The 25,663-nt window shown below is 65.3% G+C and carries 22 protein-coding genes; 18 read left to right on the plus strand and 4 right to left on the minus strand.

What is annotated here, in order from left to right:
• Positions 1-25: 25 nt before the first annotated feature.
• The 5 genes from HL671_RS29555 to HL671_RS29575 all read left to right on the plus strand — a co-directional run bounded on the left by HL671_RS29555 (position 26) and on the right by HL671_RS29575 (position 7,414).
• The gene (locus HL671_RS29555; protein WP_172241175.1) at positions 26-2,209 is read left to right on the plus strand and encodes a TonB-dependent receptor family protein; all 2,184 of its coding nucleotides are present in this window, start codon (positions 26-28) and stop codon (positions 2,207-2,209) included.
• Between the two features lie 55 nt (positions 2,210-2,264).
• Entirely contained in the window at positions 2,265-3,230 is a 966-nt protein-coding gene (locus HL671_RS29560) for a DUF1775 domain-containing protein (RefSeq protein ID WP_012045527.1), read from the plus strand.
• A 182-nt stretch (positions 3,231-3,412) separates the two neighbouring features.
• A complete protein-coding gene (locus tag HL671_RS29565) occupies positions 3,413-5,722 on the plus strand; it encodes a xanthine dehydrogenase family protein molybdopterin-binding subunit (RefSeq protein ID WP_012045526.1) in 2,310 nt (769 codons plus the stop codon).
• 129 nt (positions 5,723-5,851) lie between these two features.
• Positions 5,852-6,301: a c-type cytochrome gene (locus HL671_RS29570; protein ID WP_012045525.1), complete on the plus strand. Its 450-nt coding sequence runs from the start codon at positions 5,852-5,854 to the stop codon at positions 6,299-6,301.
• A gap of 192 nt (positions 6,302-6,493) precedes the next feature.
• Complete coding sequence (locus tag HL671_RS29575) at positions 6,494-7,414, plus strand: cytochrome c (protein WP_172241178.1); 921 nt, start codon at positions 6,494-6,496, stop codon at positions 7,412-7,414.
• Between the two features lie 43 nt (positions 7,415-7,457).
• Here the strand turns inward: HL671_RS29575 and HL671_RS29580 are convergent, their stop codons facing one another.
• Positions 7,458-8,621 (minus strand): ABC transporter substrate-binding protein, encoded by a 1,164-nt coding sequence (locus tag HL671_RS29580; protein ID WP_172241181.1) that lies wholly within the window; start codon positions 8,619-8,621, stop codon positions 7,458-7,460.
• A 239-nt stretch (positions 8,622-8,860) separates the two neighbouring features.
• Here HL671_RS29580 and HL671_RS29585 point away from each other — a divergent pair, with 239 nt between their 5' ends.
• On the plus strand, positions 8,861-11,362 hold the full coding sequence (locus tag HL671_RS29585) for a bifunctional diguanylate cyclase/phosphodiesterase (RefSeq protein WP_172241184.1): 2,502 nt from the start codon (positions 8,861-8,863) through the stop codon (positions 11,360-11,362).
• On the opposite strand, the gene HL671_RS29590 is transcribed toward HL671_RS29585, so the two are convergent.
• Together HL671_RS29590 and HL671_RS29595 are read right to left on the minus strand one after the other, a co-directional pair.
• Complete coding sequence (locus tag HL671_RS29590) at positions 11,316-12,380, minus strand: helix-turn-helix domain-containing protein (protein ID WP_041751623.1); 1,065 nt, start codon at positions 12,378-12,380, stop codon at positions 11,316-11,318. The two genes, HL671_RS29585 and HL671_RS29590, sit on opposite strands and share 47 nt — an antisense overlap.
• Positions 12,381-12,803: 423 nt before the next feature.
• On the minus strand, positions 12,804-13,049 hold the full coding sequence (locus HL671_RS29595; protein WP_012045520.1) for an Lrp/AsnC ligand binding domain-containing protein: 246 nt from the start codon (positions 13,047-13,049) through the stop codon (positions 12,804-12,806).
• Between the two features lie 120 nt (positions 13,050-13,169).
• On the opposite strand from HL671_RS29595, the gene thiD reads away from it, so the two are divergent.
• The gene (gene thiD / locus HL671_RS29600) at positions 13,170-13,970 is read left to right on the plus strand and encodes a bifunctional hydroxymethylpyrimidine kinase/phosphomethylpyrimidine kinase (protein ID WP_012045519.1); all 801 of its coding nucleotides are present in this window, start codon (positions 13,170-13,172) and stop codon (positions 13,968-13,970) included.
• A 62-nt stretch (positions 13,971-14,032) separates the two neighbouring features.
• Positions 14,033-14,488, plus strand: coding sequence for a nuclear transport factor 2 family protein (locus HL671_RS29605; protein ID WP_172241187.1), 456 nt, complete (start codon positions 14,033-14,035; stop codon positions 14,486-14,488).
• A gap of 33 nt (positions 14,489-14,521) precedes the next feature.
• On the opposite strand, the gene HL671_RS29610 is transcribed toward HL671_RS29605, so the two are convergent.
• Complete coding sequence (locus tag HL671_RS29610) at positions 14,522-15,571, minus strand: AraC family transcriptional regulator (protein WP_172241190.1); 1,050 nt, start codon at positions 15,569-15,571, stop codon at positions 14,522-14,524.
• Positions 15,572-15,711: 140 nt separating this feature from the next.
• On the opposite strand from HL671_RS29610, the gene HL671_RS29615 reads away from it, so the two are divergent.
• The 10 genes from HL671_RS29615 to HL671_RS29660 all read left to right on the plus strand — a co-directional run bounded on the left by HL671_RS29615 (position 15,712) and on the right by HL671_RS29660 (position 25,656).
• Entirely contained in the window at positions 15,712-16,536 is an 825-nt protein-coding gene (locus tag HL671_RS29615) for an alpha/beta fold hydrolase (protein WP_012045516.1), read from the plus strand.
• 32 nt (positions 16,537-16,568) lie between these two features.
• A complete protein-coding gene (locus HL671_RS29620) occupies positions 16,569-17,219 on the plus strand; it encodes a hydrolase (RefSeq protein WP_012045515.1) in 651 nt (216 codons plus the stop codon).
• An 8-nt stretch (positions 17,220-17,227) separates the two neighbouring features.
• Positions 17,228-17,515, plus strand: a complete 288-nt coding sequence (locus HL671_RS29625; protein ID WP_012045514.1) for a XapX domain-containing protein — start codon at positions 17,228-17,230, stop codon at positions 17,513-17,515.
• Complete coding sequence (locus HL671_RS29630; RefSeq protein WP_172241193.1) at positions 17,512-19,389, plus strand: amidohydrolase; 1,878 nt, start codon at positions 17,512-17,514, stop codon at positions 19,387-19,389. The genes HL671_RS29625 and HL671_RS29630 overlap by 4 nt, the downstream gene beginning before the upstream one ends.
• Before the next feature lies 1 nt (position 19,390).
• Positions 19,391-19,816: a DoxX family protein gene (locus HL671_RS29635; protein ID WP_172241196.1), complete on the plus strand. Its 426-nt coding sequence runs from the start codon at positions 19,391-19,393 to the stop codon at positions 19,814-19,816.
• 25 nt (positions 19,817-19,841) lie between these two features.
• Positions 19,842-20,732 (plus strand): hypothetical protein, encoded by an 891-nt coding sequence (locus HL671_RS29640; protein ID WP_012045511.1) that lies wholly within the window; start codon positions 19,842-19,844, stop codon positions 20,730-20,732.
• A 12-nt stretch (positions 20,733-20,744) separates the two neighbouring features.
• Entirely contained in the window at positions 20,745-22,166 is a 1,422-nt protein-coding gene (locus HL671_RS29645; RefSeq protein ID WP_172241199.1) for an alginate export family protein, read from the plus strand.
• Positions 22,167-22,181: 15 nt separating this feature from the next.
• On the plus strand, positions 22,182-22,871 hold the full coding sequence (locus HL671_RS29650) for a YoaK family protein (protein WP_172241202.1): 690 nt from the start codon (positions 22,182-22,184) through the stop codon (positions 22,869-22,871).
• A gap of 173 nt (positions 22,872-23,044) precedes the next feature.
• Positions 23,045-24,316 carry an HlyD family secretion protein gene (locus HL671_RS29655; RefSeq protein WP_172241214.1) on the plus strand — a complete coding sequence of 424 codons (1,272 nt, stop codon included), beginning with the start codon at positions 23,045-23,047 and terminating at the stop codon, positions 24,314-24,316.
• Positions 24,313-25,656, plus strand: a complete 1,344-nt coding sequence (locus HL671_RS29660) for a DHA2 family efflux MFS transporter permease subunit (RefSeq protein ID WP_246579767.1) — start codon at positions 24,313-24,315, stop codon at positions 25,654-25,656. The genes HL671_RS29655 and HL671_RS29660 overlap by 4 nt, the downstream gene beginning before the upstream one ends.
• Positions 25,657-25,663: the final 7 nt, after the last annotated feature.

A 25,663-nucleotide genomic window follows, 5' to 3' on the forward strand; every position in this document is an offset into this window, starting at 1 on the left:
GGTTTCGTTCGTCCAGAGGTTCATCATGTCCCGTTCCGTAACCGCGCTGTGCGCGGCGACGTGCTTTGTCACGTTGTCTTCTCCATGTTTCGCCCAGGCCCAGCAGGCCCCGACGCTTCCGACGGTCACCGTCGACCCGGTCAAGCGCACCGCCGCGCGCCCCGCCAGACCCGCCACCGATCGACCCGCGCCGGGCCCGCGGGTGCCGCGGGGGGGGGCCGCGCCGCAGACCGCGGCCGCTGGTCCTGCTGGCCCCGCGGGTTCGGCGCCGAGCCTGACCGCGCCGACCACGCAAACCGCGACGCAGCGCATCCAGCAGACGCCGGGCGCGGTCGCCGTCGTGCCCGACACCGCGTTCAGGAATGCTCCGGCTCAGACCATCAAAGATGTGCTCGACTACGTGCCCGGCGTGTTCGCGCAGCCGAAATGGGGCGACGACACACGGCTGTCGATTCGCGGCTCCGGCCTGTCGCGCAATTTCCATCTGCGCGGCACCCAGCTCTATCTCGACGGCATTCCGATCAACACCGCCGACGGCTATGGCGACTTCCAGGAGATCGACCCGACCGCCTACCGCTATGTCGAGGTCTATAAGGGCGCCAATGCGCTGCGCTACGGCGCCAATTCGCTCGGCGGCGCGGTCAATTTCGTGACGCCGACGGGGCGCGACGCGTCCGCGTTCGACAGCCGGCTCGACGGCGGCGCCTTCGGCTATCTGCGCGGGCAGGCCTCGACTGGTGGCGTCAGCGGCCCGCTCGATTACTTCGTCACCGGCTCGGCCTCGCGCACGGATGGCTATCGCGATCATAGCTGGGGCACGGCCGAGCGCGGCAGCGCCAATGTCGGCTATCAGGTCTCGCCGGATTTCGAGACCCGCTTCTATCTGAATGCCAACTCGGTGCGGCAGCGCATCCCGGGCGAGGTGACCAAGACCAGCGCGCTCAACTCGCCGCAGACCGCTGCGGCCAACAACGTCCTCAACGACTGGCAGCGCAACATCGACACGGTCCGGGTCGCCAACAAATCGACCCTCCGGCTCGACAACACCGACATCGAGTTCGGCGTGTTCGCGGTCGACCGGCATTTGATGCATCCGATCTTCCAATGGCTCGACTACCGCTATCACGACTATGGCGGCTTCGTGCGCGCCGTCGACGACCGGGAGATCGGCGGCCATCGCAACCGCTTCACGGTCGGGCTCAACATCCAGAACGGCACGACGGACGCGAATCAGTACGTCAACATCGGCGCCAACAAGGGCGCGCAGACGCTCGCGGCCGTGCAGCGTCCCGAGAACTACACCCTCTATGCAGAGAATGCATGGTACGTCACGCCCGCGGTGTCGCTGATCGCGGGGGCGCAATATCTGCATGCCGTGCGCGAGCAGCAGGTCGACTTCACGACCAATCCGGCGACGAAGTCCGGCACCAGCACCTTCGACCTGTTCAGCCCGAAGATCGGCCTGCTGTGGGATGTCGATCCGGGCTGGCAGGTGTTCGCCAACGTCTCGCGCAGCGGCGAGGCGCCGAGCTTCGGCGAGGGCAACGGCACGGCCGTTCCATTCTACAACATCAAGGCGCAGACGGCGACGACCTACGAGATCGGCACGCGCGGCCGGCGTCCCGACGTCACCTGGGACCTCGCGCTCTATCACGCCGATATCAAGAACGAGCTGCAGTGCTTCTTCTCGACGTTCGGCACCTGCAACGTCACCAATGCCGACAAGACCATGCATCAGGGCGTCGAGGCCGGGCTCGGCATCAGCCTGTTCAAGGGATTGGCCGTCAACAGCGATACGCCCGACCGGGTCTGGCTCAATCTGGCCTATACGTACAGCGACTTCCGCTACAGCAATGATGCGACCTGGGGCAACAACCGCCTGCCTGGCGCGCCGCCGCACTTCCTGCGCGCGGAGCTGCTCTACAAGCATCCCGCCGGCTTCGCCGTCGGCCCGAATGTCGAATGGGTGCCGGAGTCCTATTTCGTGGACAGCGCCAACACGCTGAAGACAGAGCCCTATCTGTTGTGGGGCCTGAAGGCGACCTACGACGATGGCAAGCATTTTTCGGCCTATCTCGAGGGCCGCAACCTCGCCAACAAGGCCTACATCGCCACCACGAGCATCATTGATCGCGCGACGGCGACGTCCACTCTGTTCAATCCCGGCAACGGCCGCGGCGTCTATGCCGGCATCCGCTACAAACTGTGAGGGGCGCGCGATGCGCAATGACGAATCTCATCTGACAACTGAAAGGACATCCGTCGTGAAAGCGATGCTGGTTGGTCTCATGGCCTTGTCGGCTGCCGTGTGCGGAGCCGCGGCGCATGCCCATGTCGTGCTCGACAAATCGGAGGCGCGGATCGGCAAGTCGTTCAAGGCGGTTCTGGCCGTCCCTCATGGCTGTGACGGGTCCGCGTCGGTGCGGCTGACCGTGCAGGTGCCGGAGGGCATGATTGCGGTGAAGCCGATGCCGAAGCCGGGCTGGTCCATCGACATCAAGAAGGGCGCGTATGCGCGCGCCTACAATTTCATGCATGGCGCGCAGCTCGGCGAAGGCGTCAAGGAGATCAGCTGGAGCGGCCGCCTGGAGGATGGCTTCTATGACGAGTTCACCTTCACCGGCTATATCGCCGATGCGTTCAAGCCCGGCGATACGATGGCCTTTCCCGTGGTCCAGGAGTGCGAGACAGGCGTGGCCAAATGGGTCGAGACGGCTGCCGCCGGACAGGACCCGCATACGCTCAAATATCCGGCGCCGTTGCTGCGTCTCACTGCGGCCGATGCGCCGCGCGGCGTGTCAAAGGGCGACATCACCGTGTCCTCGGGCTGGAGCCGCGCCACGCCGGCGGGCGCCAAGGTCGGCGCCGGCTATTTCGCCATGACGAATACCGGGCGTGAGCCGGACCGCCTGGTTGCGGCCAGCAGCGATTTGGCCGAGACGGTCGAGATCCACGAGATGTCGACGCGCGACGGCGTCATGGTGATGCGGCCGCTCGATCAGGGGCTGACGATATCAGCGGGACAGACTGTCGCGTTGACGTCGGGCGGCATGCATCTGATGCTCACCGGCCTCAAGACGCCGCTCGTCGAGGGCAAAACGGTGGCCGTGACGTTGCAATTCGAGCGGGCCGGCAAAATGGCCGTGCTGCTCGACGTGCTCGCGGTCGGCGCGCAGGGACCGGGTGGTCAGCAGGGCATGGCCGGCAAGGCGGAACACGCGCAGCATTGAGTGCTGATGGCGGGGGCTCCGGGCCATGTCGAATCGGCCCGGAGCTCCGACCGCAGCGCAACATGCCGCGCGTGGCGCTGGCCGAGAGTTGACCGCGCCGCGGCGAATGACGTTTGCGCAGGCTCGCAATCCGCTGCAAGATGGCGTCAATATCGCCAAAACGAAGCGGGACGTGAAACCAGATGGCAGCTCCAATCAAGTTCGGTGTCGGACAAAGCGTTCTCCGGAAAGAGGATGACGCGCTCATCCGCGGCAAGGGCCGCTACACCGACGATCTTGCGCCGTCTGCCGCGTTGCATGCGCTGGTGCTGCGCTCGCCGCATGCGCATGCCACGTTCACCATCGATGTCGCCGCGGCGCGGCTGCTGCCCGGCGTGGCGTTGATCCTGACCGCCGAGGACACCGCTGAACTCGGCGGATTGCCGTGCCTGTTCAACCTCGAAACCGATCCGTTCACCGCGCCGCCTTATCCGATCCTGGCCAAGGAAGAGGTGCGTCACGTCGGCGATGCCATCGCCTTCGTCGTCGCCGATTCGCTCGACCATGCGCGCGACGCCATCGAGGCGATCAAGGTCGAGTGGACGACCTTGCCGGCCGTCACCGGCGTCGTCAACGCGATCAAGCCGGATGCGCCGCAGGTGTGGGCCGAGCACAAGGGCAATGTGCTGTTCGACGTCTCGATCGGCGACAAGGCGGCGGTGGACGCGGCCTTCGCCAAGGCGCACGCCGTCGCCGAGATTCGCATCGTCAATCCGCGCGTCGTGGCGAGCTTCATGGAGACCCGCGCTGCGGTCTGCGAGTACGACACCAAGCGCGACCATCTGACCCTGACGGCCGGCAGCCAGGGCAGCCATCGGCTGCGCGACATTCTCTGCCAGAACGTGCTGAAGATGCCGACCGAGAAGATGCGGGTGATCTGCCCGGATGTCGGCGGCGGCTTCGGCACGAAGCTGTTTCCCTACCGGGAATACGCGCTGCTCGCGGTGGCCGCGCGCCGCCTGCGCAAATCGGTGCGCTGGGCCGCCGATCGCTCCGAGCATTTCATGGGTGATGCGCAGGGCCGCGACAATGTCACCATCGCCCGGATGGCGCTCGCCGAGGATGGCAAGTTCCTGGCGATGGACGTCGATCTGATGGGCGACATGGGCGCCTATCTCTCGACCTTCGCGCCCTACATCCCGCATGGTGGCGCCGGCATGCTGCCGGGCCTTTACGACATCCGGGCCTTCCACTGCCGTGTACGCACGATCTTCACGCATACCGTGCCGGTCGATGCCTATCGCGGCGCCGGCCGCCCCGAGGCGGCCTATGTGATCGAGCGCCTGGTCGACGCCTGCGCGCGCAAGCTCGACATGACGGTCGATGCCGTCCGGCGCAAGAACTTCATTCCGCCGCGCGCGCTGCCCTACAAGACCGCGACCGGCAAGGTCTACGATTCCGGCGATTTCAGCGCGCATCTCAAGCGCGCGATGGAGATCGCCGAGTGGAAGGAATTTCCGAAGCGCGCCAAAGCGGCCAAGAAGCACGGGCTGATCCGCGGCATCGGGCTTGCGAGCTATGTCGAGGTCTGCGGCACCATGGGCGAGGAGACCGCCAATGTCCGGCTCGACCCGAATGGCGACGTGACCATCCTGATCGGCACGCAGTCGAGCGGGCAGGGCCATCAGACCGCCTACGCCCAGATCGTCGCCGAGCAGTTCGGCCTGCCGCCGGAGCGCATTCACATCCATCAGGGCGACACCGAGGAGATCGCGACCGGCCTCGGCACCGGCGGCTCGGCCTCGATCCCGTCGGGCGGCGTCAGCGTGCAGCGCGCCACCCATGAGCTGGGCGACAAGCTGAAGCAGATCGCCGCCGAGGCGCTTGAGGCCGGGCTCGGCGATCTCGAGATCGCCGACGGCGTGATCCGTGTCGCCGGCACCGACCGCGCGATCTCGTTCGCCGATCTGGCCAAGCGTGCTGGCGCTGATCCCGCCAAGCTCAATGGCAGCGCCACCTTCGCCAGCGCCGACGGCACCTATCCGAACGGTACCCATGTGGCGGAAGTCGAGATCGATCCCGCCACCGGCATCATCAGAATCGTCAACTACGTCATCGTCGACGATTTCGGCGTCACGCTGAATCCGCTTCTCCTGGCTGGCCAGGTGCATGGTGGCGCGGTGCAGGGGATCGGCCAGGCGCTGATGGAGCAGGTGGTCTACAGCAACTCCGACGCCCAGCTGGTCACCGGCAGCTTCATGGACTATGCGCTGCCGCGCGCCGCGGATGCGCCGTCCTTTACCTTCGAGACCCATAACGTGCCCTGCAAGACCAACCCGATGGGCGTCAAGGGCGCGGGCGAAGCGGGCGCCATCGGCTCATGTCCGGCGGTGGTCAATGCCATCGTCGAAGGGCTCTGGCGCGAGTACAAGATCGATCACATCGACATGCCGGCGACCCCCGAGCGGGTCTGGATCGCGATCCGGGAGCAGCATCGCCGTCACAGTCTCTGAGTACCCTTCCTCCGTAGCCTCTCCGATATCCGCCTCAATTCCGGAATAACCCGCGGGTTGAGGGGTTGACCGAACCGAACGATCCGTTCAGGTGGGCTGGATGGATTGTGACAACAAAGGAGCGAATTGATGAAGCGGACTGTCGTGGCAGCAGCAGCGTTGCTGCTCGGGGCCGGCGCCGTGATGGCACAGCAGGATCTGGTCAAGCAGAGCCAGGACACCATGAAGGCGAACGCCAAGAATCTCGGCGGGGTCCTGATCGCCATGGTGAAGGGCGAGAAGCCCTACGACCAGGCCGCCGTCAATGCCGCTCTGGCGCAGCTCGACGAGACCGCCAAGAAGCTGCCGACGATGTATCCGGCCAGCCTGAAGGCCGCGAAGTTCGAGGGCGATTACGGCCCGTCGCCGAAGATCTGGGAAGACCAGGCCGGCTTCAAGGCCAAGATCGAGAGCTTCGCCAAGGTCGTGACCGAGGCCAAGGCCAAGATCAAGGATCTCGACAGCCTCAAGGCGACGGCGCCGGCGATCGGCAAGGAATGTGGCGGCTGCCACGAGACCTTCCGCGTCAAGAACAGCTGATCCGACATAATATCGACCGGGGCGGACGCGGTGGCGCGTTCGCCCCGTTTGTTTGGGTGTCTCGGGCATCCTATGCTCATGGCTGCCGCATGATCCGGACGTGAAAGCCGGTCTTCCGAACAGATCGTGATCCAAGGTCCGGGACGATGCACGATTGCGCTGACGACGTCCTTTCGCCGTGACGGAGCCCCCATGCGACGACGCCTCCTGCTTGCCTTCTGTGTGCTCGGTGCCGCAGGACTTGCGACGTTCTGGTGGCTGACCCGGCCGACGACCGTCGCGCTCGCGGCGGCGACGCGTGCGCCGGATCTCGTCAACGGGCAGGAGATCTTCAACATCGGCGGCTGCGCGTCCTGCCACGCGGTGCCGAACCAGCAGGACCGTCTGAAGCTGGGGGGCGGGCTGCCGCTGGCCTCGCCGTTCGGCACATTCTATGCGCCCAACATCTCGCCGGATCCCAAAGACGGGATCGGGCGCTGGAGCGAAGCCGATTTCGTCAATGCGGTGCTGAAGGGCGTCTCGCCCGGCGGCAGTCATTATTATCCCGCGTTTCCCTATACCTCCTATGCCGGCGCCAAGGTCGATGATGTCCGCGATCTCTTCGCCTATATGAAGACGCTGCCGCCGGTCGCCGGCCCGTCACGCCCGCACGATCTGCCGTTCCCGTTCAACATCCGCCGCACCGTCGGCGTCTGGAAGCTGTTGTTCTTCGCCGACAAGCCGTTTGTGGCGGACAGTGCGCGCTCGGCGGAATGGAATCGCGGCGCCTATCTGGTGAATACGTTCGGCCATTGCGCCGAATGCCACAGTCCGCGCAATCCGCTCGGCGGCATCGTCACCGCGCAGCGCTTTGCCGGCGGCCCCGACCCGGAGGGGCAGGGCTTCGTGCCGAACATCACCCAGAAGGGCCTGTTCGACTGGAGCGAAAGCGACATCAGCTATTTCCTGGAGACCGGCCAGCTGCCTGACGGCGACAGCGCCGGCGGATCGATGGCGCGCGTCATCCGCAATACGTCCCAGTTGACGCCCGACGATCGCAAGGCGATGGCGGTCTATCTGAAATCACTGCCGCCGGTCGAAGGTCCGCCGAAGCCGAAGAAGCCGGCGAACTAATCGAGCCAGTGCGGGCTTTCCGATCTTCTTCGACCAGGCCTAGCTAGATCGGCTTGAAACTGCCGTCGCTCTGGATCACCGTCAGCGTGACCTGCGGCGGATTGTCTTTGCGCGCGCTGCCGAAGTTGACGACCAGGCCGCCAATATCGAACTGCCCGACCTCGTTGATGATCCGGAGCAGATCGGCGCGGGTCGGGTTGGGTCCGGTCATCGCCAGCGCTCGCGCGACCAGACGGCCGGTGATGTAGCCCTCCAGCCCGATGAAGTCGGGCGTCTGGCTCGGATCCAGGGATTTCATCGCGGCCTGATAATCTGAGACGACGCGGCGGTCGGTGTCCCACGGGAACGGAACGACCTCGGACACGATGACGCCGCGGCCCTCGGCGCCGAGCTCTTTCGCCAGTGCATTGGCGCCGACGAAGGAGACCGCCGTGAAGGTCGGATTGAAGCCACTGCGATGCGACATCTTGATGAACTCGGCGCACGGCCCGTAGGTGCCGACGAGGATCACCGCCTCAGGCTCTGCGCGACGGATCACCTTCAAGGCCGCGCCGACGGCGCGCGTGTTTCGCTCGAAGGTGCCTTCGGCCGCAAGCTCCAGGCCCCGGCGGTCGAGATGGGTCTTCACGCCCGCCAGCACGTCGCGCCCGAACGCGTCATCCTGATAGAAGATCGCGATCCGCGTCAGGCGGAGCTCTTCCGTGAGATGCTTGATCGAGGCTTCGGCCTCCGCGGCGTAGCTGGCGCGGATGTTCACGATGTTCTGGAAGTCCGGTGTCCGCAGGAACTCCGCGCCGGAGACCGGGCCGATGAAGGGCACGTCGTTGGAAGCGGCGATCGGCGCTGTCGCGATCGAGGTCGGTGTGCCCACGGCGCCGATCAGCGCGAACACCTTGTCCTCGTAGATCAACTTGATGGTCTCCACCACCGATCGATCGGGATCGTAGCCGTCGTTGCGGCTGGCCAGCTTGAGTCGTCTGCCATAGACGCCGCCTTTTGCGTTGAGCTCGTTGAAGGCGGCCAGCAGGCCCTGCCGCGCCGCCTGACCTAACGCGGCCGACGGCCCCTCCAGCGCGGCCACCTGTCCGAACAGGATGGAGTCGCTGGTGACGCCGAGCTCGTCGGCACGTGCGGCGCCGACATGCAGCGCGCCAGCCACCAATAGCACGAGGGTGAGAGAACTACGGAGTTCCGAAAGCCACTTCATAGCGATGTTCAACACGCACGGGACAGACTGACCATGCCGCAACCTAACCGCTTTCAATGAAGACCTCGCTAAAGACGCATTGCGGCCTTGATCGCGTTTTCGGCGGCACTCAACAGTGAGGTGTTAACCAAGCCGCGGCGTCCGATCCCGAACGCGTGATCTTCTTTGACCGTCCTTAACTTCGAAGATGTCTCATCCGCTGGATCGGAATGAGGGGCAGCCGTTTGGCGGGGGCCATATTGCAGGTTGAAGAGTACAGCGCATCAACCCTGACTGAGAGGAGCGAGACTCGCGTCGGCAGCGGCCGCGAGAAGTTGCTTTCGTCCTTATCACGCTACCGCCTCTATCGTCCTGCGGTCATCGCCGCATGTGTCGGCGTGGTGCTGTCGGTGGTCGGAACGGTCGCGGTCGGACGCTGGGAGAACCGGCTCGCGCGCGCCGATTTCGAAGCTGTGGCCGAAGCCCAGGCGATCCTGGTTCAGAACGGCGTCAATGAGTATGTCAGCCGGCTGACCGCGCTGCGCACGCGGTTCGAGTCGGCCAATGACGACATCACGCGCAGCGAGTATCAGACCTTCAGCGCGCGGCTGTTCGAGGCGCATCGCGGCATGCTGCGCCTGGCATGGCTGCCGCGGATCAAGCGCAAGGAACGCGGCGAATACGAAGCGGCGGCGATCACCGACGGCGTTCCGGCCTTCCGCATCAAATCCTTCCCCGATGGCACGGTCGCACCGGAGAGCGACGAATATTATCCGGTCTACTTTTCGACAGAAGCAAAGACCTCCCCGGTCTATGGTCTGGACTATTGGAGCATCCCGGACCACCGGGCCGTGCTCGAGCAGTCGCGTGACTACGACATGATCGGCGCGTTGCGGACGCGGCAAAATCTCACCAATCAGAACGAACGTCCCAACGCCGTGATGATCGGTATCCCGGTCTACGCCAAGGGCACCTCGCGCACCACGGTCGCCGATCGACGCCGCAACCTCACCGGTTTCATTATCGGCGTGTTCGATCTGCCGATGCTGCTGCAAGCCGTGCGGACCAACAATCCCAACAGCTCGGCGCTGGCGATCAACCTGCTTCCGCCCGAGCGCGTCATCAACGCCTCCGGCGTGGACCCGCAGCGCTGGCCGGCTGATCCCAATATCTGGTCGACGACTTTGCGGATCGGCGACGCCGATTGGGTGTTTCAGGCCGCACCTGCCGGCGGCGCGCTGATGACCACGCATAATCGGGCGCTTGCCTTCTATGCCGCGGGCATCGCGACAACGCTTTTCTTCGCCGTCTATCTTGTGCTCTCCAGCCGTAACGCGCGGCAGCTGGCACTCGCCAATCGCCGCGTGCTCGAACTGGCGCAGACCGATGCGCTGACGGGGCTTGCGAACCGCGCCTTCTTCCTGGAGGAGATGGAGCGCATCAACGACGAGAAGGGCGGCCGCTTCACCGTCTTCCTGCTCGACCTCGATCGCTTCAAGAACGTCAACGACTCGCTCGGGCATGGGGCGGGAGACGAACTGCTGGTGCAGGTCGCCCAGCGCCTGAGATCGCAGCTGCGCGAGGAGGATGTGCTGGCCCGTCTCGGGGGCGACGAATTCGCGTTGATCCAGGCCGGGTTCTCGGATCAGCGAGCGTCCGCGACCGAACTGGCGCAGCGGATCACGCGGCTGATCGCCGAACCGTTCCAGATCAGCGGTCAGCGCGTCGAGATCGGCACCAGCATCGGCATCTCGCTCGCGCCGCAGCATGGCCGCGACCAGGAGCATCTGCTCAAGAAAGCCGATCTTGCGCTGTATCGCTCGAAATCCGCGGGGCGCAGCTGCTATACGATGTATGACGACGTCATGTCGGCGGAGCTCGAGGCGCGCAACACGCTCGAGGGCGATCTGCGTGACGCCATCGCGCAGTGTCAGTTCGAGGTTCACTACCAGCCCTTCTACGACGCCGAGACGCGCCAGCGCCGCGGCGTCGAGGCGCTGGTGCGCTGGCGCCACCCGGTCAAGGGGCTGGTGCCGCCCGACAAGTTCATTCCGCTGGCGGAAGCCACCGGCCTGATCGTGCCGCTCGGCGAATGGATCATCGGCCGGGCCTGTGACGACGCGACGTCATGGCCCGACGACATCAAGGTGGCGGTCAATCTGTCGCCCGTTCAGTTCAAGCAGGCGGAACTGTTCGACGTCATTCAATCGGCGCTGGCGCGCTCCGGGCTCGATCCGAAGCGGCTGGAGATCGAGATCACCGAGTCGGTGCTGCTGGAGCGGGCGGCCGAGAACGAGAGCTTCATCGACAAGCTCAAGGGGATCGGCATTTCGCTGGCGCTCGACGATTTCGGCACCGGCTATTCGTCGCTGCGCTCGCTGACTGCATTCCCGTTCAACAAGATCAAGATCGACAAATCCTTCATCGCCAATCTGAGCGTGCGCGAAGAAAGCGCGGCCGTGATCTCCTCCGTGGTGACGCTGGCGCGCGGGCTCGGAATTCAGATCACGGCTGAAGGCGTCGAGACCGAGGAGCAGCTTCGGCACCTCTGCACGCTGGGGGTCAACTTCGCGCAAGGCTATCTGCTGGGGCGGCCAATGCCTGTGGAGCAGCTCGAGCAGCATCTGGAGATCACGCGCGCCGCGCCCGAAACCGACGAGCTGATCGGTGAAGCGTCGGAGGAGGCGGATCCGCGCTCTGCCGAAGTCGTCGCGCTCATTCCCCGGTCCGGGGCGCCGCTATCCTTCGCATCCAACGGCTGATCGGCGAGGCGACGTCGTCCTGCCCGCGGACGGGCGGATGCCGCAGTCCGAGCGTCGCCGCCTCGCGTGCGGCCCGCGGCGTGATGCCATAGGCGGTCTTGAACAGCCGGGTGAAATGCGCGTCGGTGCCGAGCTGCCACCGCCGTGCCACTTCGCTGATGCGCACAGTGCGGGATCCGGTCGCGGCGAGATCGAAAAACGCACGGTGCAGCCGACGGCTGCGGATATAATCGGCGATGCCGCCGAGCGGCGCGAACAGCCGATAGAGCGAGGCCCGCGATAGGCCGAAATGCGAGGCCACGGTATCGGCGCTGAGCTCGGGGCTGGCCAGCTGCGCCTCGATATATTGGCGGATGCGCAGCAGCGAGGCATCAGCGGTGACGCTGCGATCGGCGGCGCGGCGTTCGAGCTCGCCGCGCAAACAGGCCGCGATCAGTGCGATCGTGCCGTCGATGGCGGCTTGGCATTCGTCCACGCTCATGCGGGGGGCAAATTCGAACAAGGCGCTCAAGTGCCGCGCCAGCAACGGCGCGAGCGCGCCGTCGTGCGGCAGCACCAGGCCATGCAGATCCTCCACCTGCGGCAGGCGCGCGTCGAACATCGGTCGCGGGACGACCAGCGTGATGGCTTCGAACGGCGTGGCGCGGGTTTCCAGTGTCTGCGCCAGATCGAGCACGCAGAGATCGCCAGCTTCGACCTGGATCGGATGAGGCCCTGCGACGCCGTGATAGCCGCCCGTCACATAGAGCTGCAGAATGATGTGATCGACGCCGCTGCGTGCGATCGTCTCGGCCGTCCGTCGGAAACGCTGGCCGCTGGCACGCGCCGAGCCGAGCAGGACCGGGCCGAGCGCATAGGACAAGACGTCGGCGTGAAAGGGCGCGACCTCGCCTCCGGCGAGTTCGTCGACGTCGAAGAACGTCGAGGTGGCCTCGCGCCATGCCGCGATATTGGCCTCGGGGTCCATCTGGCTGGCCGAGAAGCCGTAGCTCGGCAACAAAGATGAAATGGGTTGAATGTCGCTGTTCACGCTGCGCGCCGCCGGCTCGTCTTGAGCTTTCGTCTCAACTTCTTGACCGATCGTCTCGATCGGCTCACCCGCATTGACCCGGTGCGCCAGCACCGTCAATAGAGCCGTATCGCCAAGTTGCTGAAAAAGAAAGCCGGCCGCTTCGACGGTCCCCTATGCCCCTCACTCGCGAAGGGGCCGGCTTTCCCAGCGCATCAGCTGCGCCACGGAGACGTGGCGGGGGATATTCAGAGACGGTCCGACATCGAACGATCGGCCGCAGCAATCGGGACGCCCGGCGTGGGTTTTCGATCAGCTATCGCCCTTTTATGACGAAACCATGCTTGTCTGATTTCAAAAACCTCGGCGCCCGTCGGCAACGACGGGCGCTTTTATCTGCCTGGGCGTGCCATTTCGGCCTGCGCTCTGCGGCTAGACCGCGCCGAACGCCTTGAAGGTGATGATGGTGTGGGTGTCCTGGATGCCGGGGAGCACCTGGACCTTCTCGTTCACGAAGTGCCCGATATCGGTATCCTTGTCGACGTAGAACTTGACCAGCAGGTCGTAATTCCCGGCGGTGGAGTAGATCTCGGACGCGATCTCGGCCTCTGCCAGCGCATTGGCCACGACGTAGGACTGGCCGAGCTTGCACTTGATCTGGACGAAGAAGGGAACCATTGCCGATTGTCTCCGGACGACGTTTCGGGCCTCAATATAACCTTTTCCGCCGAAGTCGATACGCTTTCTCGACGGCCGGACGGCTTGTCGGGAACGACCGGCGCGCGCTAGGAAGGCGGCATGAGCACGCCCGTAGCCCTCACCATCGCAGGGTCCGACTCCTCGGCAGGAGCCGGCATCCAGGCCGATCTGAAGACCTTTGCAGCCTTGTCGGTCTACGGCGCCTCGGTGCTGACCGCGCTGACGGCGCAAAACACCAAGGGGGTGACCGGGGTGCACCTGGTGCCACCGGATTTCGTCAGCGCTCAGATCGACGCCGTGTTCGACGATCTCGCCGTCGGCGCGGTCAAAATCGGCATGGTGGCGCAGGCACCGATCGCCGAGGCGATCCATGCCAGCCTGGCACGCTGGCGGCCGGCGCATGTGGTGCTCGATCCGGTGATGGTCGCGACATCGGGCGCCCGGCTGCTGCCCGAGGAGGCGATCGAGGCGCTCCGCAGCCGGCTGATCCCGCAGGCGTCGCTGATCACGCCGAATCTGCCGGAGGCGGCTGCGCTGCTCGGCGAACCCATCGCGACCTCAGAGCAGGCCATCGCGGAGCAGGGCCGCCGGCTGCTCGCGCTCGGCTGTCCGGCCGTCTTGATCAAGGGCGGGCACGGGCAGGGCGCGGAGAGCATTGATTACCTGATCACCTCAGGAACCAGCATCGCGCTGCCAGCGCCGCGCGTCGCGACCAAGAACACCCATGGCACCGGCTGCTCGCTGTCGTCAGCGGTGGCCGCGGGGCTGGCAAAGGGCGAGAGCCTGGAGACGGCGATCCGCCATGCGAAGGATTTCATCTCGGGCGCCATCGCCGCCGCTGATCGCTTCACCGTCGGACACGGCCATGGGCCGGTGCATCACCTCTACCGGTTCTATTGATCGCATGGCCGACTTGGCGGGCCATGCTGCGGTTTCCGTTACTCAGCAAAGGATCTGACACGATGCGACAACTTCTGATCGCGATGACGCTGGCGGCTGTGGCAGCGATGTCTGCGCCGGCCATGGCCCAACGCGCCTACACCCCCGAAGAAGAGCGTAACAAGGCGATCGTGCTCGACTTCTACGACCAGGGCCTCAACCGCAAAGACTTTGCGGCCGCCTCGAAATATCTCGGCACTTACATCCAGCACAATCCGAATGCCGAGGACGGCCCTGAAGGCTTTCGCAAATTCATCGAGTTTCTGAAGGCGAAGTATCCTCAATCTCACAGCGAGATCACGAAGGTGCTGGTCGACGGCGATTTCGTCATCCTGCGCGTGCATGCCATCCGTGAGCCTGGCACCCGCGGCAACGCCATCGTCGACATCTTCCGTCTCAAGGACGGCAAGATCGAAGAGCATTGGGATTCGGTGCAGCCGATTCCGGAGCAGTCGGCCAATTCCAACGGCATGTTCTGAAGCCAGCCTGCTGATACGTCCCGCGGACGCAAGCTAGGCCCCGCGCGCGAGCGCTTTGTCCTGGCGGTGGCCGTTCATCACGCGCGTGCGGTATTCGCCCGGCGACTCGCCGAACCATCGGTTGGAGGCCCGGAAGAACGTGCTCTGGTCGGAATAGCCGAGCAGATAGCCGATGTCGGTCAGCGTCAGGCGCGGGTCGGCGAGATGACGCTGCGCGAGTTCGCGCCGCGTGCCGTCGACGAGATCGCTGAATGACAGGCCCTCGTCGGCAAGGCGGCGCTGAAACGTGCGATCGCTCAGGCCGAGCGCGGCCGCAATCGCCGAGCGCAGCGGGCTGCCATCGGGCAGCAGCCGCGCGATTGCGGCCCGCGCGCGGTAGGCCGTATCGGTCTTGACCAGCCGCTCCAGCGCTTCGTCGGCGATGCGATCATGGATCGCGGTCAGCTCGGGGGCTGATGTCGTGAGCCTGCAGGCGAGATCCTGCTCCGATACCAGAAAGCCGTTGAACGGCGCATCGAATTCCAGTGGTGACTGGAAGGCGTTGTTGTAGGCGGCAATCGAGAGCGGCACCGCGTGCGAGAAGCGGGTGGCGAGCGGCGTCAGCGGACGGTCCAGCATCCACCGGCAGAGATTGAGCAGATTGACGACGCCGTAGTCGTAGCGCTGTCGCGGGATCGGACATTCGCCGCCGAACACGTCGGTCCGTACCCAGCGCCCGCCGTGGCCGTGCTCGAGCGTAATGGTCACGGCGTCGCTCACCAGGCACATATAGCGGATCAGGCGCGTCAGCCCGGTCAGCAGGTCGGGGCTCGACATCATGGCGTAGCCCGCGACGCCATAATGATCCGGCCGCGGCGCGTCGACATTCGCCAGCCCGATATCGGGATTGCCTGACCGTTCCGCCGCCAGCACCCACAAGCGGCTCAGCGCCTCGGTCGGCCAGCGCCGATCGCAATCGTCGAGATCCTCGATCGACAGGCCGACTTCCGCAAACAGCATGGCCGCATCGAGACCTTGCTCCTTCAGCGTGGTCGCAACGCCACGCATCCAGGACGACGATGTGGTTCGGATCTGCTGCGCCATCCCTTGGCCTTCTGAAGCCAGTCCTTTGGCACCCTCGGATCATTGTGCAGGTGCATATGAGACTGCATAGCACCTGGGATTGGCGATCGCGATACGAAATTTGTCGAAGTGGTCGCGCGGCTGGCGCTCGGGAGAAGATCATGCCTGTTCTGAAAACCAATGACGGCACGGAGATTTACTACAAGGATTGGGGCTCCGGTCAGCCGATCGTGTTCAGCCATGGCTGGCCGCTGTCATCGGACGATTGGGATGCGCAGATGCTGTTCTTCCTCAATCACGGTTTTCGCGTCATCGCCCATGACCGCCGCGGCCATGGCCGCTCCAGCCAGGTGTCCGACGGCCATGACATGGACCATTATGCCGACGATCTCGCGGCGCTCACGGCGCATCTCGATCTGAAGGGCGCGGTTCACGTCGGTCACTCGACCGGCGGCGGCGAGGTCGTGCACTATCTCGCGCGTCATGGCGAGAGCAGGGCGGCCAAGGCCGCGATCATCGCCGCGGTGCCGCCTCTGATGGTGCAGACAGCCGCCAATCCGGGCGGCCTGCCGAAATCGGTGTTCGATGACTTCCAGGCCCAGGTCGCCACCCGCCGCGCGGAATTCTATCGCGATGTCGCGGCCGGCCCGTTCTACGGCTACAACAAGCCCGGCGCCAAGCCGTCGGAAGCCGTGATCCAGAACTGGTGGCGGCAGGGCATGATGGGCAGCGCGAAAGCGCATTATGACGGCGTCGTCGCCTTCTCGCAGACCGACTTCACCGAGGATCTGAAGAAGATCTCGTTGCCGGTGCTGGTCATGCACAGCGAGGACGATCAGATCGTGCCTTACGCCGATTCCGCGCCGCTGTCGGCCAAGCTGCTCAAGAACGGCACCTTGAAGACCTACAAGGGTTTTCCGCACGGCATGCCGACCACGGAAGCCGCGACCATCAACGCCGACCTGCTGGCCTTCATCAAGGGCTGACGCCCGCATCCCATCGCTGTCACGGAGATCCCATGTCGAAGCTCGAAATGCTCACGCCGCAGAACTGTGCGGTCGCTCTGATCGACTATCAGCCGGCCATGTATCAAGGCGTCCAGTCGCACGACCGTCTGGGCGTGTTCAACAACATCCAGATCGTCGCCAAGGCGGCCAAGCTGTTCAAGATTCCGACCGTGCTCACCACCGTCGCCAAGGACTCGTTCTCCGGCCCGTTCATGCCGGAGGTGACCGAGCTGTTTCCCGATCACGACATCGTCGATCGCACGGCGATGAACTCGTGGCTCGATGCCGGCTTCCGCAAGCAGGTCGCGGCGACCGGCCGCAAGAAGTTCATCATCGCGGGACTCTGGACCGAGGCCTGCGTGCTGTTCCCGACGCTGGACATGCTGCGCGAGGGCTACGAGATCTACATCCCGGCCGATGCATGCGGTGATCTCTCGCTCGAGGCGCATAACCGCGCGATGGATCGCGCGGTGCAGGCCGGCGCAGTCCCGATCACCTCATGTCAGTTCGCCTTCGAGCTGCAGCAGGATTGGGCGCGCGCCGAGACCTATGACGGCATGATGGAGATCCTGAAGGCGCATTCGCCCTACGGGATCCAGATCCGCTTCTCAAAATGGGCGCTCGGCGAGCACGCTTCCGAGGGCGGCGCCAAGGTGGCCTGAGGCACGTCATGAAGATCTATCTGTTCTCGCTCGGGGCAGGGCTGCTGGTCGGCGTGATCTACAGCCTGCTTCAGGTCCGCTCGCCGGCGCCGCCGCTGGTGGCGCTGGTCGGCCTGCTCGGCATCCTCGTGGGAGAGCAGGTGATCCCGGTCGGCCGGCAGCTGCTGACCGGCACGAGCCTCGCGGCGGCCTGGCAGAAGGCCGCCTGCGCCACGCACATCTTCGGCCTGCTGCCCGGCCATCACGGCCGGGCAGCGACGACCGACTCTCCTGCACAAGACAAGAAGGCCTCATGAGCGATCATCCCGATCTCATCCTGCATCGCGGCCTGTTCACGACGCTCGACCGTTCCAACCCGCAGGCCAACGCTGTCGCGATCAAGGACGGCGTGTTCACAGCCGTCGGCCACGAGCAGGACGTGATGAAGCTCGCCGGTTCCTCGACGAAGCTGATCGACCTGAAGGGGCGGCGGGTTCTGCCCGGGCTGATCGACAATCACCTGCATATCATCCGGGGCGGGCTCAATTTCAACATGGAGCTGCGTTGGGACGGCGTGCGCTCGCTCGCCGACGCGATGGCGATGCTGAAGGCGCAGGTCGCGATCACCCCGCCGCCGCAATGGGTGCGCGTGGTCGGCGGCTTCACCGAGCATCAGTTTGCCGAGAAGCGGCTGCCGACCATCGACGAACTGAACGCCGCAGCGCCTGATACTCCGGTGTTCCTGCTGCATCTGTATGACCGCGCCATCCTCAATGGCGCCGCCTTGCGCGCCGTCGGTTATGACAAGGATACGCCGCAGCCGCCGGGCGGTGAGATCGTGCGCGATGCGAACGGCAATCCCACCGGGTTGCTGCTCGCCAAGCCCAACGCCGCCATCCTCTATGCGACGCTCGCCAAGGGCCCGAAGCTGCCGTTCGACTATCAGCTCAATTCGACGCGGCACTTCATGCGCGAGCTGAACCGGCTCGGCGTCACCGGCGCGATCGATGCTGGCGGCGGCTTCCAGAACTATCCGGACGACTATGCCGTCATCCAGAAGCTCGCCGATGACGGCCAGCTCACCATCCGCCTCGCCTATAATCTGTTCACGCAGAAGCCGAAGGGCGAGAAGGACGATTTCCTGCGCTGGACGCAGAGCTCGTCCTACAAACAGGGCAATGACTATTTCCGCCACAACGGCGCCGGCGAGATGCTGGTGTTCTCGGCCGCCGACTTCGAGGATTTCCGCGTGCCGCGGCCGGACATGCCCGCCGAGATGGAAGGCGAGCTCGAGGAGGTCGTGCGCATCCTGGTGCAGAACAAGTGGCCGTGGCGGCTGCATGCGACCTATGACGAGACCATTTCGCGCGCCCTCGACGTGTTCGAGAAGGTCAATCAGGATACGCCGCTCGACGGACTGCATTGGTTCTTCGACCATGCCGAGACCATCTCTGACCATTCGATCGACCGGATCGCCGCGCTCGGCGGCGGCATCGCCGTGCAGCACCGCATGGCCTATCAGGGCGAATATTTCGTCGAGCGCTACGGCTTTGGCGCAGCAGAGGCGACGCCGCCGGTGAAGACGATCCTGGAGAAGGGCGTCAAGGTCTCCGCCGGTACCGATGCGACCCGCGTCGCCTCCTACAATCCCTGGGTCTCGCTGTCCTGGCTGGTCACCGGCCGCACCGTCGGCGGCCTGCGGCTGTACCCGCAGCGCAATTGCCTCGACCGCGAGACGGCGTTGCGGATGTGGACGGAGAACGTCACCTGGTTCTCCAACGAGGAGGGCCGGAAGGGCCGCATCGAAGTCGGGCAGTTCGCCGACCTGATCGTGCCGGATCGCGACTACTTCGCCTGCGCCGAGGCTGAGATCGCCGACATCAGCAGCGATCTCACCATGGTCGGCGGCCGCATCGTCTACGCCGCGTCCGACTTCAAGTCGCTCGACGCCGCCGCGCCGCCGCCGGCGATGCCGGATTGGTCGCCGGTGCGCCGCTTCGGCGGCTACGGCGCGTGGCTCGCGAAGGGCGATGATGGCGCCGTCCGCGCCCAGGCGATGCAGATGTGCGGCTGCGCCAATGCGTGCGGGGTGCACGGTCACGACCACGCACGCTCATGGTCGAGCAGGCTGCCGGTCTCCGATCTCAAGAGCTTCTGGGGCGCGCTGGGCTGCGCCTGCTGGGCGGTCTGACATGACGGCAACATCCGACACGCCGCGGTCAATCGCTGCGGTGCTGGATTGGCGGTGGCTGTGGCCGCTGGCCCGGCTCGCGCTGGTCTCGGCCTATCTGATCGGCGGGGTCCAGAAGCTTGCCGACTTTTCCGGAGCGATCGCCGAGCAGGCTCATTTCGGCCTGCAGCCGGCCTGGCTGTGGGCCGTGATGGCGATCGTCGTCGAACTGATCGGCGCGGGGCTCGTGGTGGTGAATCGGTTTGTCTGGCTCGGCGCCGGCGCGCTGGGCGTGCTGACATCGGTCGCGATGCTCACTGCCAACGACTTCTGGCACATGGACGGCCACGACCGCTTCATGGCGCTCAACGCCTTCTTCGAGCATCTCGGCCTGATCGCCGGGCTGGTGCTCGTTTCCATCCTCTCCTGGCGCGCGCGCCGCGCCTGATCCGTTTTATCTGACCGAGGTCGTCATGATCAATTCCCGCCATCTGCTCGGCGCCGTCGTCGCCACCACGCTGCTCGCCGCGCCCGCGCTCGCCAAGGATGCTGCGTCGCTGATCGGGGTCGGCGCGCAATACGACACGACGCATGTCTACGTCGCGCCCGATGATGTCGACAAGTTCGTCGCCAGCTTCCTTGCGACGTTCGGTGGCCAGAGCACGAAACAAGTGATCGCGACGGTGACGCCTGCGCCGAGCAGCACGACCTCGCAACTCGTGCAGACGCCGGTCGGCACGGTGTCGCTGTTCGGCTTCAAGACGCCGATTCCCTATCCATTCGGCGCGGAGCGTACCGGCTATCTCGTCAACGACATGGATGCAGCGATCAAGGCGGCCAAGGCCGCCGGCGCTGACGTCGTGGTCGCGCCGTTCCCCGATCCGATCGGCCGGGACGCGGTCATCCAATGGCCCGGCGGCGTCAACATGCAGCTGTATTGGCACACGACCAAGCCGTCCTACGCGGCGTTTCAGACCGTTCCCGAGAACCGGGTCTATGTTTCGCCCGATCGCGCCGAGGCCTTCACGCGCGCGTTCCTGCGCTTTGCCAAGGGCAAGGTCGTCTCCGACGAGGCCAAGGCGCCGGGCGTCGAGATCGGCCGGCCCAACGGTCACTACCGCCGCATTCGCATCGAATCGGTGTTCGGCCGCATGACGGTGCTCGTCACCGACGGCCATCTGCCATATCCGTTCGGCCGTGAGATGACCGGCTATGAGGTCGCAGATCTCAAGACGACGCTCGACAAGGCCAAGGGCACGGGTGTGACGGTGCTGGTCGAACCGTTCACCTCCGACAGGCGTGAACAGGCATTGGTGCAGTTTCCAGGTGGCTATGTCGCGGAAATCCACGCGCTGTTAAAGTAGGCCGATCGGCGGATGGCGGTGCGCGTGCGGATGGGGCAGGCATTGACGAGGACGGTAGCCGCGGCGGCGCTGCTGGCGGCGCTCGGGCCCGCCGGTGCGGCTCTCGCCGAGGACGCCGCCACACGTCCCGCGATCCGCACCAATCGCTGGCAGGAGGATTGGTCCGCCCTGGCCAATCCGGCGCTGCGGACCGCGGCATTCGATCCGATCAAGTACATCCCGCTGCGGCCGGGCGCGCCGCAGAGCTACGTCTCGTTCGGCATGACGCTGCGCGAGCGCTTCGAGAGCCTCGATGCGGCGAGCTTCGGCATCGGTGGGACAAGGCCGGATTCGCATCTCCTGCAGCGGCTGCAGATCCATGCCGACGCGCATCTCGACGCGCATTGGCAGCTGTTCGTGCAGTTCGAGGACGACCGCGCTTTCGGCAAGGCCGCTATCACAGCGGTCGACCAGGATCCGCTCGATCTCCGGCTTGCCTTCCTGGCCTACGTCAACGCGACGGAGCAGGGGACCTTCAAGGCGCGTGTCGGCCGGCAGGATTTCGACTTCGACCTGCAGCGCTTCGTGTCGTCGCGCGACGGCCCGAATGTGCGCCAATCCTTCGATGCGATCTGGGGCGATTGGGAGACGGGGCCCTGGCGCTTCATCGGCTTCGTCAGCCAGCCGGTGCAATACAATCTGTTGCATCCGTTCGACGACATGTCGAACGGGCGCGTCCTGTTCCACACCTTCCGCGTCGAGCGCCAGGTGCTCGGCAGCAACGAGCTGTCATCTTATTATTCCTATTATCAGCGCGACAATGCGCGCTTCCTCGATGCAGGGGGCACCGAGCAACGCCACGTGCTCGACATCCGTTTCGCCGGCAAGCTCGCGGGCTTCGACTGGGATCTCGAAGCGATGGGGCAGGCGGGTTCGGTCGGGTCGAAGCAGATTCGCGCCTGGGGTGCCGGCGCGCGTGCTGGCTATACCTTTGCGGATGTCGCCGGGCAGCCGCGCATCGGCCTGCAGGTCGACGGTGCCTCCGGCGATCGCCACCCCGGCGATGGCCGGATCGAGACGTTCAATCCGCTGTTCCCCAACGGCTATTACTTCACGCTCGCCGGCTTCACCGGGTACACCAACCTGGTCCATGTCAAGCCGTCCCTGACGGTGAAGCCGATGGCCGATCTGTCGGTCATGGCGGCGATGGGCCTGCAATGGCGGGCGACGACGGCGGACGCGATCTATGTCCAGCCCAATGTCGCGGTCGCCGGCACGGCCGGGCAGGGCAGCCCCTGGTCCGGCGTCTACGCGCAATTGCGCGCCGATTATCGCTTCAACGCCAATCTGACCGGCGCGTTCGAAGCGGTTCACTACCAGATCGGCGATACGCTGCGCCGCGCCGGCGGCCACGACAGCGACTACATCGGCATCGAACTGAAATACGCGCTGTGAACAAGGAGGCATTCCATGGCTGCGACTGAGTCCCGCATCGTGCCGCTGCTGCTCAGCGTCAATGCCGGCTATGTCGATACCGCGGGTTTCCTGGCGCTGCAGGGCCTGTTCACGGCGCATGTCACCGGCAATTTCGTCACGCTCGGCGCGGCGCTCGCCTTGGGCACGTCCGGCGCGGTGGCCAAGCTGCTGGCGCTGCCGGTCTTCTGCGCGGTGGTGATCGCGACCCGCCTGACCGGTACGCTGCTGTCGCGCAGATGGCCGCGGGCTTTCGAGATCCTGCTGGGGGTGAAGCTGGTGCTGCTGGTGCTCGGCGCCGCGCTCGCGATCCATTTCGGCCCGTTCCATGAAGGCGACAGCCGCGAGGCGATCATCACCGGCATGGTGCTGGTGGCGGCGATGGCGATCCAGAACGCGGTGCACCGGATTCACCTGCCGAGCGCGCCGCCTTCAACCTTGATGACCGGAACCACGACCCAGGTGATGATCGATCTCGCCGACCGGATCTATGTCGGTGACAAGGGCCCGGCGGCGCCGCCAGCGCGGCTCGTGCAGATGGCGGTGAATGTGCTGGCCTTCGCCCTCGGCTGCGGCGCGGCCGCGCTGTTGTTCGTCCGTCTCGGCAGCTGGTGCTTCGTCGTCCCGCCCGTTGTCGCTGCGCTGGCCCTCGTTGTCCGCATGGCCGGTCCGCAGCCCGCGCGCTGAGTTCCCCCGACCGGCATCGTCGGCGTCATCTCATCGTTGCCCAAGATGAGATGACGGAAATTTTAGGTAGGGATCACAAAAGTTATCGATCCTGAAGCCGGACTGAGGGCTTGCCTGTCCAGAACCATCCCCCATTTAAGAACGAAACAGTATCGTTCTGTTCGGAGCGCCGTATCGCTATGCAGTCGTCGTCCACCACCGAGTCCACGCCACCGTCCAGACCAACCGATCAGGCCGTCCCGGCGCGCGAGCGCGCGCTGAAGCAGTGGCGTGGCGATGCCGCGACGGAGTTTCGTCGCGAAGCCGACAAGGAGGCGCGCCAGCCGGATAGGCCGGCGCACGCGCCGGATGGACAGAGCGGGCCGGACGGCCAACCCCGGCGGGGTCTGCTGCGGCGCCATCCCATGAGCGCGGCGCTCGGGCTCGTTCTGCTACTGGCCGCGGCGGCTGGAGGTTATGTCTATTACGACGCGGCTCGCCGTTTCGAGAGCACCGATGACGCCTTCATCGCGGCCCGCCAGTTCTCGATCGCCCCGAAGGTGTCCGGCTACATCACCTCCGTTCCGGTCACCGACAACCAGCACGTCAGGGCTGGCGACGTGATCGCGCGCATCGATGAGCGAGACTACCGAACCGCGCTGGCTCAGGCGGAGGCGCAGGTGAGGTCGGCGGAGGCGGCGATCCACAACATCGACGCCCAGATCGCGGTTCAGCAGGCGCAGATCAGGGCGGGTCAGGCCCAGGTGGAGCAGGCCCAGGCCGGGCTGACCTTCGCCGAGCAGCAGGCCAAGCGTTATCAGGACCTCGCCCGCACCGGCTCCGGCACGGTGCAGAGCGAGCAGCAATATACGTCGCAGCTCGAGCAGCAGAAGGCGGCGCTGACCTCTGCGCAGGCCAATCTGCAGGTTGCGCAGCGGCAGCTCGAGTCTCTGAATGCTCAGCGCGAGAGCGCCGACGCCAATCTCGCGCAGGTGCAGGCGCAGCGCGAGCAGGCGCAGCTCAATTTGTCCTACACCACCGTCACCGCCGCGCAGCCGGGCCGAATCGCCAATCTCAGCGCCGCCGACGGCCAGTTCGCCGCCCAAGGCACGGCGCTCTCGATGTTCGTGCCCGACGACGTCTGGGTCACCGCCAATTTCAAGGAGACACAGCTTGACCAGATGCGTCCCGGTCAGCCGGTGACGTTGCAGATTGACGCCTATCCGGAGCGCGAGATCCGCGGCCATGTCGCCAGCGTGCAGTCCGGCTCGGGCCCCGCGTTCTCGCTGCTGCCGCCGCAGAACGCGACCGGCAATTACGTCAAGATCGTCCAGCGCGTCCCGGTCAAGATCGAGATGGACGATCCGCCGGCGGACGTCGCGCTTGGGCCGGGCATGTCGGTCGTTCCCACCGTGCGCGTCAATCCCAAGCCGTCGCTGTATGAGCGGCTGAGGGCCTCGCTATGAGCGAGACTGCTGCCCTGTCTCAGCCGCGATCCGCTACCAATCCGTGGCTGATCGCGGTGCTCGTCGCGCTGGCGACCTTCATGGAGGTGCTCGACACCACCATTGCCAATGTCGCGCTGCCCTACATCGCCGGTGGCATGGGTGTGAGCCAGGACGAATCCTCCTGGGTGGTGACGACCTATCTCGTCTCGAATGCCATCAGCCTCACGGCATCCAGCTATCTGGCGAAACGCTTCGGCCGGAAGTCCTTCTTCCTGATCTGCCTCGGCCTGTTCACGACGAGTTCGGTGCTGTGCGGCTTCGCCTGGAATCTGAACACGCTGCTGGTCTTCCGCATCCTGCAGGGCCTCGGCGGTGGCGGCATGGTGCCCGTTGCGCAATCGATCCTCGCGAGCTCGTTCCCGCCAGCCAAGCGTGGCCAAGCCTTTGCACTGTTCGGAGTCGCCGTCGTCGTGGCGCCGGTGGTCGGTCCGACCCTTGGCGGCTATCTCTCCGACAACGCGTCCTGGCACTGGTGCTTCCTGATCAACGGTCCGGTCGGCGTCGCCGCGATGCTGCTGATCGGATTGATCCTGGAGGAGCCCGCAAGTGAGCCTGGCAAGCAGCAGAATGAGGGGTTCGATGTCATCGGCTTCGTGCTGGTGGCGACCTTCCTCGGCGCGCTGGAACTGATGCTCGATCGCGGCCTGGAGGACGACTGGTTCGATTCGCGCTTCATCATCGCCACAGCGGCGGTCTGCGCCGCTGCCTTCGTTGCGATGATCCCGTGGGAGATGAATCACAGGAATCCCACGGTGGACGTGCGCATGCTGGCGTCGCGCCAGTTCGGCGCGAGCTTCCTGGTGATGCTGGCGACCGGCGCCATCCTGCTCGGTACCACCCAGATGCTGCCGCAGATGGTGCAGCAGGATTTCGGCTATACCGCGACCTGGGCCGGTCTCGTGCTGTCGCCGGGCGGCCTCGTCACCATGGTGATGATGTTCGTCGTCGGGCGCCTGTCGGGCAAGGTGCAGCCGAAATACATGATCATGGCCGGCGCCACGATTGTCGCGCTGGCCATGTATGATCTCACTCGCGTCTATGCCGATGTCGGTTTCTGGTTCTTCGCCGATTCGCGCATGCTGATCGGAATCGGGCTGCCGCTGATCTTTCTCTCGATCACCACGGCGTCCTACAATGGCATCCCGCCCGAGAAGACCGACCAGGCGTCGGCGCTGATCAATGCCGCGCGCAACACCGGCGGCTCGATCGGCGTCTCGCTCGCCGCCAACATCCTGTCGCATCGGGCCCAATTCCACCAGAACCGGCTAGGTTCTGTACTCATAAATGGATTCCGTTAGCTGACGA

Origin of the sequence: Bradyrhizobium denitrificans (assembly GCF_013179005.1) — a bacterium.
Classification (GTDB): domain Bacteria; phylum Pseudomonadota; class Alphaproteobacteria; order Rhizobiales; family Xanthobacteraceae; genus Bradyrhizobium; species Bradyrhizobium denitrificans.

Coding starts and splice junctions, on each gene's coding strand:
- HL671_RS29555 (WP_172241175.1), top strand. CDS start 26: ATGTCCCGTTCCGTAACCGCGCTGTGCGCGGCGACGTGCTTTGTCACG.
- HL671_RS29565 (WP_012045526.1), top strand. CDS start 3,413: ATGGCAGCTCCAATCAAGTTCGGTGTCGGACAAAGCGTTCTCCGGAAA.
- HL671_RS29570 (WP_012045525.1), top strand. CDS start 5,852: ATGAAGCGGACTGTCGTGGCAGCAGCAGCGTTGCTGCTCGGGGCCGGC.
- HL671_RS29575 (WP_172241178.1), top strand. CDS start 6,494: ATGCGACGACGCCTCCTGCTTGCCTTCTGTGTGCTCGGTGCCGCAGGA.
- HL671_RS29580 (WP_172241181.1), bottom strand. CDS start 8,621: ATGAAGTGGCTTTCGGAACTCCGTAGTTCTCTCACCCTCGTGCTATTG.
- HL671_RS29595 (WP_012045520.1), bottom strand. CDS start 13,049: ATGGTTCCCTTCTTCGTCCAGATCAAGTGCAAGCTCGGCCAGTCCTAC.
- thiD (WP_012045519.1), top strand. CDS start 13,170: ATGAGCACGCCCGTAGCCCTCACCATCGCAGGGTCCGACTCCTCGGCA.
- HL671_RS29605 (WP_172241187.1), top strand. CDS start 14,033: ATGCGACAACTTCTGATCGCGATGACGCTGGCGGCTGTGGCAGCGATG.
- HL671_RS29610 (WP_172241190.1), bottom strand. CDS start 15,571: ATGGCGCAGCAGATCCGAACCACATCGTCGTCCTGGATGCGTGGCGTT.
- HL671_RS29615 (WP_012045516.1), top strand. CDS start 15,712: ATGCCTGTTCTGAAAACCAATGACGGCACGGAGATTTACTACAAGGAT.
- HL671_RS29620 (WP_012045515.1), top strand. CDS start 16,569: ATGTCGAAGCTCGAAATGCTCACGCCGCAGAACTGTGCGGTCGCTCTG.
- HL671_RS29625 (WP_012045514.1), top strand. CDS start 17,228: ATGAAGATCTATCTGTTCTCGCTCGGGGCAGGGCTGCTGGTCGGCGTG.
- HL671_RS29630 (WP_172241193.1), top strand. CDS start 17,512: ATGAGCGATCATCCCGATCTCATCCTGCATCGCGGCCTGTTCACGACG.
- HL671_RS29635 (WP_172241196.1), top strand. CDS start 19,391: ATGACGGCAACATCCGACACGCCGCGGTCAATCGCTGCGGTGCTGGAT.
- HL671_RS29640 (WP_012045511.1), top strand. CDS start 19,842: ATGATCAATTCCCGCCATCTGCTCGGCGCCGTCGTCGCCACCACGCTG.
- HL671_RS29645 (WP_172241199.1), top strand. CDS start 20,745: ATGGCGGTGCGCGTGCGGATGGGGCAGGCATTGACGAGGACGGTAGCC.
- HL671_RS29650 (WP_172241202.1), top strand. CDS start 22,182: ATGGCTGCGACTGAGTCCCGCATCGTGCCGCTGCTGCTCAGCGTCAAT.
- HL671_RS29660 (WP_246579767.1), top strand. CDS start 24,313: ATGAGCGAGACTGCTGCCCTGTCTCAGCCGCGATCCGCTACCAATCCG.